The sequence below is a fragment of the Streptomyces sp. NBRC 110028 genome (assembly GCF_001417735.1).
In the GTDB taxonomy this organism is placed as follows: domain Bacteria; phylum Actinomycetota; class Actinomycetes; order Streptomycetales; family Streptomycetaceae; genus Streptomyces.
In genome coordinates, this window is sequence record NZ_BBUZ01000024.1 from 750,327 (window position 1) to 763,797 (window position 13,471).

General features: G+C 70.0%; 5 protein-coding genes and 1 tRNA gene. 1 reads left to right on the forward strand and 5 read right to left on the reverse strand.

What is annotated here, in order from left to right:
- Window positions 1–90 precede the first annotated feature (90 nt).
- The 3 genes from ASC60_RS12510 to ASC60_RS12520 form a co-directional block, all read right to left on the reverse strand.
- Window positions 91–2,883 carry a DNA translocase FtsK gene (locus tag ASC60_RS12510; RefSeq protein WP_055549946.1) on the reverse strand — a complete coding sequence of 931 codons (2,793 nt, stop codon included), beginning with the start codon at window positions 2,881–2,883 and terminating at the stop codon, window positions 91–93.
- A 162-nt stretch (window positions 2,884–3,045) separates the two neighbouring features.
- Window positions 3,046–3,720: a two-component system response regulator gene (locus ASC60_RS12515; RefSeq protein ID WP_009714629.1), complete on the reverse strand. Its 675-nt coding sequence runs from the start codon at window positions 3,718–3,720 to the stop codon at window positions 3,046–3,048.
- 297 nt (window positions 3,721–4,017) lie between these two features.
- Complete coding sequence (locus tag ASC60_RS12520; protein ID WP_079038344.1) at window positions 4,018–9,552, reverse strand: HAMP domain-containing protein; 5,535 nt, start codon at window positions 9,550–9,552, stop codon at window positions 4,018–4,020.
- 211 nt (window positions 9,553–9,763) lie between these two features.
- Between ASC60_RS12520 and ASC60_RS12525 the strand changes: the two genes are divergently transcribed.
- Window positions 9,764–12,439 (forward strand): SpoIIE family protein phosphatase, encoded by a 2,676-nt coding sequence (locus tag ASC60_RS12525; RefSeq protein ID WP_234356907.1) that lies wholly within the window; start codon window positions 9,764–9,766, stop codon window positions 12,437–12,439.
- Window positions 12,440–12,535: 96 nt separating this feature from the next.
- On the opposite strand, the gene ASC60_RS12530 is transcribed toward ASC60_RS12525, so the two are convergent.
- Together ASC60_RS12530 and ASC60_RS12535 are read right to left on the reverse strand one after the other, a co-directional pair.
- Window positions 12,536–12,608 (reverse strand) — tRNA-Thr (locus tag ASC60_RS12530).
- A 61-nt stretch (window positions 12,609–12,669) separates the two neighbouring features.
- Window positions 12,670–13,368, reverse strand: a complete 699-nt coding sequence (locus ASC60_RS12535) for a DegT/DnrJ/EryC1/StrS family aminotransferase (RefSeq protein ID WP_055550091.1) — start codon at window positions 13,366–13,368, stop codon at window positions 12,670–12,672.
- Window positions 13,369–13,471 lie beyond the last annotated feature (103 nt).

Consider the following 13,471-nt stretch of genomic DNA (forward strand, 5'->3'; position numbering starts at 1 on the left):
GATTGACCTGTGACCAAGATCCTGGGACGTCACTCCGCCACCTCCCTCAACTTGACGTCTCGGCAGGGGAAACGGTTGCCCGCCTTACCCTTACGAGTGAGCATTACCGCGGATCACCGCGAGCACGCCATCCAATTCGTCCGGCTTGACGAGCACATCGCGCGCCTTGGACCCCTCGCTGGGGCCGACCACGCCGCGTGACTCCATGAGATCCATCAGCCGGCCCGCCTTGGCGAACCCGACCCGCAGCTTGCGCTGGAGCATCGACGTCGACCCGAATTGCGTGGAAACCACCAGCTCAGCGGCCTGGCACAGCAGATCGAGATCATCGCCGATCTCCTCGTCGATCTCCTTCTTCTTCGACGTCCCGACCGTGACGTCGTCCCGGAAGACCGGCGCCATCTGTTCCTTGCAGTGCGCGACGACCGCCTGGACCTCGGCCTCGGTCACGAACGCGCCCTGCATCCGGACCGGCTTGCTCGCGCCCATCGGCAGGAACAGTCCGTCGCCCTTGCCGATCAGCTTCTCGGCGCCCGCCTGGTCCAGGATGACCCGGCTGTCGGCCAGCGAGGAGGTGGCGAAGGCGAGCCGCGAGGGCACGTTCGCCTTGATCAGACCGGTGACGACGTCCACCGACGGCCGCTGGGTGGCCAGCACCAGGTGGATGCCCGCCGCCCGGGCCAGCTGCGTGATCCGTACGATGGAGTCCTCGACGTCGCGCGGCGCGACCATCATCAGGTCCGCCAGCTCGTCGACGATCACCAGCAGATACGGATACGGCTTGAGCTCCCGCTCGCTGCCCTCGGGCTCCTTCACCTTCCCGGCGCGCACCGCGGCGTTGAAGTCGTCGATGTGGCGGAACCCGAACGCGGCGAGGTCGTCGTAGCGGAGATCCATTTCGCGGACGACCCATTGCAGGGCCTCGGCCGCGCGCTTGGGGTTGGTGATGATCGGTGTGATCAGATGCGGAATTCCCTCGTACGCGGTCAGCTCCACGCGCTTGGGGTCGACCAGCACCATGCGCACATCGTCCGGGGTCGCCCGCGCCATGATCGAAGTGATCAGGCAGTTGATGCACGACGACTTACCCGAACCGGTCGCGCCGGCCACCAGCACATGCGGCATCGTGGCCAGGTTGTGCGCCACGTAGCCGCCTTCGACGTCCTTGCCGAGCCCGACCACCATCGGGTGCGTCTCGCCCACCGAGTCGGCCGAGCGCAGCACGTCCCCGAGGTTGACCATCTCGCGGTCGCTGTTGGGGATTTCGATGCCGACCGCCGACTTGCCGGGGATCGGGCTGATGATCCGCACATCGGGGCTGGCGACGGCGTACGCGATGTTCTTGGTCAGCGCCGTGATCCGCTCGACCTTGACGGCCGGGCCCAGCTCCACCACGTAGCGGGTGACCGTCGGGCCCCGGGTGAAGCCGGTGACCGCGGCGTCCACCTTGAACTCCGAGAACACCTTCGACAGCGACTCCACCACGGCGTCGTTGGCGGCGCTGCGGGTCTTGCCGGGGCCGCCGCGCTCCAGGAGGTCGAGCGAGGGCAGCGCGTAGGTGATGTCGCCGGAGATCTGCAGCTGCTCGGCGCGCGGCGGCAGCGGATCGCTCGGCTCGGCGGCGGTCCGGGTGAGGTCGGGGACCTCGGTCCGCCCGGACGCGGAATCGTCGGCCCGGCCCTTCTTGCCCTTGCCCGGCGCGCCGCCGGTGCCGGATGCGCCGTCGTGCTCGTCGTGCTCGCCCGAGATGCCGCTGCTGAGTCCGGCGACGAGCGGGGAGGGCTGGACGCCGTGCAGCACCGCGCCGTCCAGCGAGGCGGCCGCGGCGGCCGCCACGTCCACGGCGTCCATGGGGCGGTCCAGCGGGGGCTGGGCGGACGACGGTCGGCGCGACCGCCGGCGCTTGCGCAGAGCCTCCTCCTCGGCCTGCTCGGAGCCGTCGGCGCCATCCGCGCCCTCTTTCTCCAGCGAGGTCCTGCGAGGCCGCCTGGCGGGCTTCTCGCGCCATTCGTCGGCGTACCCGGCGTCGGCGCCGTCGCCGTCGTAGCCGTACGCCTGCTCCTCGTCCCGCACCAGGCCGAGCCGGATGCCGAGCGACCGCAGCCGCTGCGGAATCGCGGCGACCGGGGTCGCGGTGACGACCAGCAGCCCGAAGACGGTGAGCAGCACCAGCAGCGGTACGGCCAGCACGTCGCCCATCGAGTAGATCAGCGGCCGGGAGACGGCCCAGCCGATCAGCCCGCCCGCGTCCTGGATCGCCGCGTCGCCCTGGCCGCGCCCGGGGGCACCGCAGGCGATGTGGACCTGCCCGAGGACGCCGATCACCAGCGCGGACAGGCCGATGACGATCCGCCCGTTGGCCTCGGGGCGTTCGGGGTGGAGGAACAGCCGCCCCGCGATCGCGCCCAGGAGTATCGGCACCACCAGGTCCAGACGGCCGAAGGCGCCGGTGACGAGCATCTCGACCAGATCGCCGACCGGACCGTCGAGATTGGACCAGGTACCGGCCGCGACGATCAGGGCCACCGCGAGCAGCAGCAGCGCGCTGCCGTCCTTGCGATGGGCCGGGTCGAGCCCCTTCGCGCCGCGCCCTATGGAACGGAACATCGCCGCGACGGTGCGCGCGAGGCCCATCCAGACGGCGCGGGCGGCGCGGTACACACCGCTGGTGGCGTAGGGCGCGGGCGGCGCGGGAACCTTGGCGGCCGCCTTCTTCCTCGGGGCCGCCTTCTTCACGGGCGCGGTGGGCTTCTTGGCGGGCGCCTTCTTGGCCGCCGCCTTCTTCGCGGGCGCCTTCTTCACAGCGCCTCCGGGCTGCCCGGCGCGCTTCCTCGAGGTGCCCGCCGTGCTCTGGGAACCCTTGCCGGACGTACGAGAGGCCATGAGGGCGAGATTACCCGCGTCCGCCGTACGGAGCACGTATGGCATGGGTATCGGGCGCCACCGACGTCACACCCGTGTCGCGTCCGGGCGCGGCACCGGCCGGGCGGTGAGGGGAGAGTGACGGGACGTCAACGGCCGGGTGGCCGCGCGGTGGTGCCGCGCTCAGTTCTGCGAGGGAACCTGGCCGGCTCCACTGCCGGCGCCGGGCTCCAGCGCGTCCAGGGCCCGGCGCAGACCGGTGAGCTTGCGCTCCAGATGGGCGGCGGTGGCCACCGCCGCCGCGTCGGCCGACTCGTCCAGCTGCTTGGACAGCGCCTCGGCCTGCTCCTCCACGGCGGCGAGCCGCGCGGACAGCTCGGCCAGCAGCCCGGCCGACTCCTTGTCACCGGCGGCCGGCTGGCCACCCTCCAACTGCAGCCGCAGCAGGGAGGCCTGCTCCCGCAGCTGGCAGTTCTTCATGTACAGATCGACGAAGACCGAGACCTTCGCTCTGAGCACCCAGGGGTCGAAGGGTTTGGAGATGTAGTCGACCGCGCCCGCCGCATAGCCCCGGAAGGTGTGGTGCGGGCCGTGGTTGATCGCGGTGAGGAAGATGATCGGGATGTCCCGGGTCCGCTCCCGCCGCTTGATGTGCGCCGCGGTCTCGAAACCGTCCATGCCCGGCATCTGGACGTCCAGCAGGATCACCGCGAAGTCGTCCGTCAGCAGCGCCTTGAGCGCTTCCTCCCCTGACGATGCCCGCACCAGGGTCTGATCGAGCGCGGAGAGAATGGCCTCCAGCGCCAGCAGATTCTCCGGCCGGTCATCGACCAGGAGGATCTTGGCCTTCTGCACCATGCCCCGTCCTCCTCGTCCCGGCTTGGGGTCTCCCCAGCTCGAAGCGCTGGGGGAAGCACCGGGCGCCGCCCCAGGGGACGACTCCCTTGCGTCGCCCGTCCTTGTGCCGGTCATGGTAGCCGCACCCCGCTGTTCGCCACACCCTGTCACCGCGATGTCACTGTGCACGTAGCAGAAACGCGGCGGGAGACCAGAAGGTTCCCCGATTCCCGCGTTCCCACACGTGTTCGGCGACAGTCAGTCAACACCACGATGGCATCCGGTGTCCCATCGGACACTCCCTCGCCGTTCACCTGGTCACTCATCCGACATCCACTGTTCCATCACCGTGAGGAGATGATCGGTGTCGACGGGCTTGGTGACGTAGTCCGACGCGCCCGCCTCGATGCTCTTCTCCCGGTCGCCCTTCATCGCCTTCGCGGTGAGCGCGATGATGGGCAGCCCGGCGAACTGCGGCATCCTGCGGATCGCCGCCGTCGTGGCGTAACCGTCCATCTCCGGCATCATGATGTCCATCAGGACGAGCACCACATCGTCGTGCTGCTCCAGGACCTCGATGCCCTCCCGGCCGTTCTCGGCGTAGAGCACCTGCAGGCCGTGCTGTTCCAGCACGCTGGTGAGCGCGAAGACGTTACGGATGTCGTCGTCGACGATGAGCACCTTCTCACCGTGGAACCCGCCCACCGGCTCCGGGGCCACCAGATCCTGACCGCCCAGCATCCACGGCTCGGAGGTCTGCGCACTCCGGCCGCCGTTCCGGCGGACCTCCGGGGCGGGGGCTTGCGGCTCGGAGGCCTGGGACGGCTCCTGCTCGGCCCGCTGACGCCGCCGGAAGAGCCCGGCGGCGCCGCGGGTCCGCTGCGCCGTGGCATCGGCCGTGACGTCGTGCTCGGGCACCTGCTCCGCCGCGCCCTCGGACTCGTCCTCCTCCGACTCGTCGGCCGGGTCGTACGCCTCCAGCGCGGGCGGCCCCGCGCTGCCCGGCGTGAGCTGCGGGTAGCCCTGCGGCGGCAGCTCGCTGGGGTGCAGCGGCAGGTACAGCGTGAAGGTCGAACCGCGGCCCGGCTCACTGGCCGCGTGGATCTCACCGCCGAGGAGCCGGGCGATCTCCCGGCTGATGGACAGGCCGAGGCCGGTGCCGCCGTACTTCCTGCTGGTGGTCCCGTCGGCCTGCTTGAACGCCTCGAAGATGACCCGCATCTTGCTCGCGGCGATGCCGATGCCGGTGTCGGTGACCGAGAAGGCGATCATCTCGGCCTCCGGGTCGCGCAACGCGCCGTGCTCCAGCAGCTGTTCCCGGATGGCGTTGGGCACGTCCACCCCGGCCGGCCGGATGACCAGCTCCACGGCGCCGCCGTCGGTGAACTTCACCGCGTTGGACAGCAGGTTGCGGAGCACCTGCAGCAGCCGCTGCTCGTCGGTGTGCAGCGTCGCCGGAAGCTCCGGCGAGACCCGGACGGAGAAGTCGAGTCCCTTCTCGGCGGTCAGCGGCCGGAACGTCGCCTCCACGTAGTCCACGAGCTGGACCAGGGCGATCCGCGTCGGGCTCACGTCCATCTTGCCCGCCTCGACCTTCGACAGGTCGAGGATGTCGTTGATCAGCTGCAGCAGGTCCGAACCGGCGCCGTGGATGGTCTCGGCGAACTCCACCTGCTTCGGCGACAGATTGCCCTCGGCGTTGTCCGCGAGCAGCTTGGCGAGGATCAGCAGCGAGTTGAGCGGCGTGCGCAGCTCGTGCGACATGTTCGCCAGGAACTCGCTCTTGTAGCGCATCGACACCGCGAGCTGCTCGGCGCGCTCCTCGAGCACCTGCCGGGCCTCCTCGATCTCGGTGTTCTTCACCTCGATGTCGCGGTTCTGCCGGGCCAGCCGCTCGGACTTCTCCTCCAGCTCCGCGTTGGACGCCTGGAGCGCCTTCTGCCGGTTCTCCAGCTCCGCCGACCGCTCCCGCAGCTGCTCCGTCAGCTCCTGGGACTGCTTGAGCAGCACCTCGGTCTTGGTGTTGACGCTGATGGTGTTGACGCTGGTGCCGATCATCTCGGCGATCTGGTTGAGGAAGTCCTTCTGGATCTGCGCGAAGGGCTGGAACGAGGCCAGCTCGATCACGCCCAGCAGCTGCCCCTCGAACAGCACCGGCAGCACGATCACATGCGCCGGGGCCGCCTCGCCGAGCCCCGAGGCGATCTTGAGGTAGCCCGGCGGCACGTTCTCCACCAGGATCGGGCGCTTCTCCTCGGCGACCGTGCCGATGAGCGTCTCACCGGGCCGGAAGGACGTGGGCATCGAGCCGATGGAGTACCCGTAGGAGCCGACCAGGCGCAGCTCGTAGCCCTCCTCGGCGGTGCTGTCCGCGACCACCTCGGTGCCGTCACCGACCGGGACCGCCAGGAAGAACGCGCCGTGCTGGGCGGAGACCACCGGAGTCAGCTCGCTCATGATCAGCCGGGCGACGTCCTCCAGGTCGCGCCGCCCCTGCATCAGACCGGAGATCCGGGCGAGGTTGCCCTTCAGCCAGTCCTGCTCCTTGTTGGCGAGCGTGGTCTCGCGCAGGTTGGCGATCATGGTGTTGATGTGGTCCTGGAGGACCTGGATCTCGCCGGAAGCGTCCACGTCGATCTTGAGGTTGAGGTCGCCGCGGGTCACCGCGGTCGCCACCTCGGCGATGGCGCGCACCTGACGGGTCAGGTTCCCCGCCATCTCGTTCACCGATTCGGTGAGGTCCTTCCAGGTGCCGGCCACGTCCCGCACCCGCGCCTGACCGCCCAGCTGCCCCTCGGTGCCCACCTCGCGGGCCACCCGGGTCACCTGGTCGGCGAACGAGGACAGCTGGTCCACCATCGTGTTGATCGTGGTCTTGAGTTCGAGGATCTCGCCCCGCGCCTCGATGTCGATCTTCTTGGTCAGGTCACCCTGGGCGATCGCCGTGGTGACCATCGCGATGTTGCGCACCTGTCCGGTCAGGTTGGACGCCATCGAGTTCACGGACTCGGTGAGGTCCTTCCACGTCCCCGAGACGCCCGGCACCCGAGCCTGACCGCCCAGGATGCCGTCCGTGCCCACCTCGCGCGCCACGCGGGTGACCTCGTCCGCGAACGAGGACAGGGTCGTCACCATCGTGTTGACGGTGTCCGCCAGCGCCGCGACCTCGCCGCGCGCCTCGACCGTCACCTTCTTCGTCAGATCGCCGTTGGCGACCGCGGCCGAGACCTGCGAGATGTTGCGCACCTGGATGGTCAGGTTGTTGGCCATCAGGTTGACGTTGTTGCTGAGGTCCTTCCAGATGCCGGTCACGCCCGGCACCCGCGCCTGACCGCCCAACTGGCCTTCCGTACCCACCTCGCGGGCCACCCGGGTGACCTGCTCGGCGAACGACGACAGCTGGTCCACCATCGTGTTCACGGTGGTGACCAGCTCCAGGATCTCGCCCTTGGCGTCCACCGTGATCTTCTTCGACAGGTCGCCCTTGGCGACCGCCGTCGTCACCTCGGCGATGGAACGCACCTGCGAGGTCAGGTTGTTGGCCATGCCGTTGACGGACTGGGTCAGGTCCTTCCAGGTGCCGGAGACTCCCTGCACCTCGGCCTGGCCGCCCAACTGCCCCTCGGTGCCCACCTCGCGGGCGACCCGGGTGACCTCCTCCGCGAAGGACGACAGCTGGTCGACCATCGTGTTGAGGGTGTTCTTCAGCTCCAGGATCTCGCCCCGGGCGTCGACGTCGATCTTCTGCGAGAGGTCACCGCGCGCGACCGCCGTGGCGACCTGCGCGATGTTACGGACCTGGGCGGTCAGGTTGCCCGCCATGCCGTTCACCGAGTCGGTCAGATCGCGCCAGACGCCCGCGACACCGGGCACCTGCGCCTGACCGCCCAGCCGGCCGTCCGTACCCACCTCGCGGGCGACCCGGGTCACCTGCTCGGCGAAGTCGGACAGCTGGTCCACCATCGTGTTGATGGTGTTCTTGAGTTCGAGGATCTCGCCCCGCGCGTCCACCTCGATCTTCTGCGACAGATCGCCGCGGGCGACCGCCGTGGTCACCTGGGCGATGCCGCGCACCTGCGAGGTCAAGTTCCCCGCCATCGAGTTGACGGAGTCGGTCAGGTCCTTCCAGGTGCCGCTGACGCCGTCCACCCGGGCCTGACCGCCCAGCCGCCCCTCGGTGCCCACGTCCCGCGCCATGCGGGTGACCTGGTCGGCGAACGAGGAGAGCTGATCCACCATCGTGTTCACGGTGTTTTTCAGCTTGAGCATCTCGCCGGAGACGTCGACGGTGACCTTCTGCGACAGATCACCGTTGGCCACCGCGGTCGTCACCTGCGCGATGTTGCGCACCTGTCCGGTGAGGTTGCGGAAGGCGGTGTTCACCGAATCGGTCAGGTCCTTCCACGTGCCCGCCGCGCCCGGCACCTGCGCCTGACCGCCCAGTTCACCCTCGACGCCGATCTCCCGGGCCACCCGGGTCACCTCGGCACCGAAGGACTGCAGCTGGTCCACCATCGTGTTGACGGTGTTCTTCAGCTCCAGCATCTCCCCGGCCACGTCGACGGTGACCTTCTGCGACAGATCACCGTTGGCCACCGCGGTCGTCACCTGCGCGATGTCCCGCACCTGCGCCGTCAGGTTACGGAACGCGGTGTTCACCGAATCGGTGAGATCCTTCCACGTGCCCGCCGCGCCCGGCACCTGCGCCTGACCGCCCAGCAGCCCCTCGGCCCCGACCTCGCTGGCCACCCGCGTGACCTCGTCCGCGAAGGTGCGCAGCGTCTCCGTCATCGTGTTGATCGTGTCGGCCAGCTGCGCGACCTCGCCGCGTGCGCTCACCGTCACCTTCTGCGACAGATCACCGTTGGCGACCGCCGTCGTGACCTGGGCGATCCCGCGCACCTGGGCGGTGAGGTTCCCGGCCATCAGGTTGACCGAGTCGGTCAGGTCCTTCCAGACGCCCGCGACGCCCGGCACCTTCGCCTGGCCACCCAGTTCGCCCTCGGTGCCCACCTCACGGGCGACCCGCGTCACCTCGGCGGCGAACGAGGAGAGCTGGTCCACCATCGTGTTGACGGTTTCCTTCAGCTCCAGCATCTCGCCGGAGACATGGACCGTGACCTTCCGGGACAGGTCACCCTTGGCCACCGCCGTCGTCACCAGGGCGATGTCCCGCACCTGAGCGGTGAGCCGGGACGCCATCGTGTTGACGGACTCCGTGAGGTCCTTCCACGACCCCGACATGCCGCGCACCCGGGCCTGGCCGCCCAGCTTGCCCTCGGTGCCCACCTCACTGGCGACTCTCGTCACCTCGTCGGTGAACGCCGAGAGCTGATCCACCAGCCCGTTGACGGTGCGCCCCACCTTGAGGAACTCACCGCGCAGCGGATGCGCCGACCCGTCGGCACCCTGTGCCCGCAGGTCCATGCGCTGCTCCAGGTCGCCCTCGGCGACCGCGGACAGCACCCGGCCCACCTCGGACACCGGCCGCACAAGATCGTCCACCAAGGCGTTGGACGCGTCAATAGCCGCCGCCCACTGCCCCTCACAGGCGCCGGTCTCCAGCCGTTCCGTGAGTTTTCCCTCACGGCCGACCACCCGCCGCACCCGGGTCAGCTCGCCCGTGAGCTGCAGATTCCGGTCCGCGACCTCGTTGAAGACCGCGGCGATCTCGGACATGACGCCCTCGCCCGAGACCGTCAGCCGCTTGCGGAAGTTGCCGTCCCGCATCGCCGTCATCGCGGTCAGCAGCCGGTTCAGGGCCGCTGTATCCACTTCAGTCGTCCCATTGCTCCGGGACCGTCCGCCTTTCGCGCGCGTATTCGTGCCCCGCGCCGCTGCGCCAGACTCCACCGTGTCCCTCCCGCAGGGTTGACCATCCTCGTCGGGTTCTTCTTCCAGCTTGCCCAGTGTTTCACCATGGCCCAACCAGGCCATAACAGTTCGGCAGCATCGCACACCGACGACAGCACTCTCCGGGTGGAATCACGGCGGACCGGCATTCGCGGGGGCGGTCGAGGTAAGTAACCTGGCATCCGGCCAGGCATCGGAGGGGCACTGCGTCATGGGTGAGCAGTTCGCCGAGACACATATGAGGAGACCTGTGATCACCGCGCGGGCAGCCGCCACCTTCGAGCCGGTGGGACGCTCGGTCGCCGCCGCCCGCACCTTTGTCCGGGACACCCTGCAGGGCTGGGGCCTGACCGACATCGTGGACGACGCCGTCGTCCTCACCAGCGAACTTGTCACCAACGCGGTGGTGCACGCCGGCACCACCGCCGATGTCGTGTGCATCCGCGCCGACACCGGCGTCCGCGTCGAGGTCGCCGACCGTTACCCCGAGCGGGAGGTTCCGCTCCAGAGCAACGGCGGCCACCACTTCGGCAGCCCCGACCGCGAGGGCGGCCGCGGTCTGCTACTGTGCGCCGCACTCGCGGCACGCTGGGGCGTCGAGTACACGGCCACCCACAAACAGGTCTGGTTCCAGCTCGACTTTCCCGATCGGCCGGCCGGCACCCGGGCCGCCGGGCCCGCGCTGCCCGCCAGCGCCCTGCCGATCGCCGACTCCCGGGTCCGGGTCGCTGTCGTCCAGGTCGACAGCGACGGCCTCATCAGCGCCTGGAACGACGACGCTCAGGAACTGTTCGGCTACAGCCCGGAACAGATCGTCGGCAAGCCGCTCACCGATCTCGCCGCCTGGCCGCACACCCCCGGCACCAGCACCGGCGTCGCCGAGGCGCTCCAGCTCTCCCGCTGGGAGGGCTCGTACGGCATCCGCGGCGCCGACGGCCGAGTCTCCCCCGTCTACGCCTCCCACCTGCGCATCCGCAATGCCGACGGCGACCCCTCCACCGTCTGTCTCCTGGTCCGCGACCGTGAGCGCGCCGTGCTGCAGAGCCCGATGCGCGCCGCCGCGGCCGACACCTCCGACTCCTCCGAGCGCGGCGGCCCGTCCAGCGACGCCTTCGAGGTCTTCATCGGCTCCCCCGCCCCCGACGACCTCGACGGGCTGCTCCAGCGCACCGTCGAACGCGCTCGCGACATGCTCGACGGGGACGCCGCCTATCTGCTGCTCGCCACCGATGACGAGACCGAGCTGGAGGTGCGCGCCTCCACCGGACTGCCGTCCGCCCGTCAGCGGTTCGCCCGCGTCCCCGTCGAAACCGGCACCGGACGCTACGGATCGGCCCGGATGCCCGCCGTCCACGAGGACCTGTCCGCCGTCCCCGGTGCGGTGCCCCTGCTCGTCAACACCGGTATGCGCTCGGTCGTCACCGTCCCCCTCAAGGTCGAGGGGCGGCTCACCGGTTCGCTCGGCGTCGCCGCCGAGGGCCCCGGCCGCTACAGCAACGAGGAGGCGCTGCGGCTCCAGTTCGCCGCCGACCGCATCGCGCTCGCCGTCGAACGCGCCCGCCTCACCGAGTTGGAGCGGTTGCGCCGCGGCTCCCTGTCGTTCCTCGTCGAGGCCTCCGATCTCCTCGCGGGCACGCTCGACCGCGACCAGACACTGGCCCTCATGGCACAGATGACGGTGCCCACCCTGGCCAGCTGGTGCGCCGTCTATACGGTCGCCGACCAGGCGTCCGATCCGGAGCTGTCGTACGTTCTGCACGAGGACGAGGACCGCATCGACGGGCTCAAGGCCCTGCTCACCAAGATCGACCCACCGGAGCAGGTGCCCACCGGCGGCGCCCGCGGCTGGACCGGCCCCTACGACGCGGCCCACGCGGCCGCGCTGCGCACCTCGCTGCGCAGCCTCAGCCTCGGCGACTCCGCCCGGCCCTCCTCCGGCCCGGGGGCCTCGCTCGCGACCGCCTCGGCGGTCGGCGGCGAGACGGTCGTCCTGCCGCTGGTGGCCCGTAACCGTGTCATTGGCATGCTCACCCTCGGCAAGCCCACCGACGAGCACTTCCGCCAGGAGAATCTGGAGCTGGCCGAGGACCTCTCCCGCCGGGCGGCCCTCGCGCTCGACAACGCGCGGCTCTACTCGGAGCGCACGGCCATCAGCCAGTCGCTGCAGCGCAGTCTGCTGCCGCCGGAGCCGCTTCCGGAGATCACCGGGGGTGTCGAGGTCGAGGTCATCTACCGCGCCGCGGGCGAGGGCAACGAGGTCGGCGGCGACTTCTACGACCTCTTCCCGATCAACGACAGCGCGTACGGCTTCGCCATCGGCGACGTCTGCGGAACCGGCCCGGAGGCCGCCGCGGTCACCGGCCTTGCCCGGCACGCGCTGCGGCTGCTGGCCCGTGAGGGCTTCGGCGGCCCGGCGGTCCTGGAGCGGCTCAACGCGGCGATCCTCGACGAGGGGGCCCGCAGCCGCTTCCTCACCCTGCTCTACGGGGAGCTGTGGCCGCAGCAGGACGGCAGCGCCGTGCTCAAGGTCGTCTGCGCCGGCCATCCGCTGCCGCTGCGACTGCGCCAGGACGGATCCATCGAGGCCGCGGCCGAGCCGCAGCCCCTGCTCGGCGTCATGGACGACCTGGAGCTGTACGAGCAGACGGTGACGCTCGACCCCGGGGACGTCCTGCTGTGCGTCACCGACGGGGTGACCGAGCGGCGCGAGGGCACCAGGATGCTCGGCGACGACGGCCTGGTGGACGTCCTGACCACGTGCACGGGGCTCAACGCGGGAGCGGTGGCCGCCCGGGTGCTGCGCGCGGTCGAGCGCTTCGCGGCCGAACCGCCGTCCGACGACATGGCGATCCTCGCGATGCGCGTCCCGGAGCGGCAGGACGCCTGACCACCCCGCGGCCGGGGCACCACCGGTGCCCCGGCACGGCAGCGCGGCTCAATACGACGAAGGCCCCCGCCTCTTGGCGGGAGCCTTTCGCAGGAGAGCCCCAATACGGAATCGAACCGTAGACCTTCTCCTTACCATGGAGACGCTCTGCCGACTGAGCTATTGGGGCGCGGCAACGGAATAGATCATACCCGAACTCGAGCACGCTCTCGACCACCCGCCCCAGCCGCTCACGCCGCTGACTGCAACAGACCTCCCAGCGCGTTGCAGGCCGAGACCACCCGCTGCAACTCCCGCCGCGACATGGCCGGGTCGACGGGGAGGGCGAGGCATTCGTCGGCCGCCCGTTCCGTCTCAGCGAGCCACAGATCCCGCCGGAAGCGCGCCGTGCGGTGTGCCGGGGTCTGGATGGGCACGTGGCACACGACGCCGCGAGAACGCAGCGTACGGGCGAACGCGTCCCGGTCCGGGCGCCCATTGCCCGGCACCCTCACGACGTACTGCTGATAGGTGTGTTCGAGGCCGGGCTTGGCCGCGGGAGTGACGACCCCGCGCAGCTTTCCGTTCAGATAGGCCGCGTTGGCCTGTCGGCGCAGCACCTCTCCGACCGGCTCGCACACGGCGCCGTGTCCGATCACCAGCACGCCGTGCCGCTGCCCCAGCTCGGTGAGGCGCGCCATGTCGGCCGGGTGCCCGAAGGTGTGTATGGCCACGATGGCCGCGGTCCGGGGCGTCAGCGCCTCGGCCACCGCGTCCGGATCTATGCAGAAGGTGTGGGCGTCGATGTCCACGAATACCGGCCGCGCGCCGGCGAGGAGCACCGCCTCCGCCGCTTCGGGTGTGCCGTAGGACGGCACGATCACCTCGTCGCCCGGCCGTACGCCCGACCGGGCCAACTCACGCCTGAGCTCATCCGTTGGAGTCCCCATGAACGGCATGTTGCCCACGCAACATGAACACCGAGTGGCCCGCAACACAACAAAAAGAGAGGCCTGTCGGGAACCGAAGTTCCGACAGGCCTCTCTCCAATAT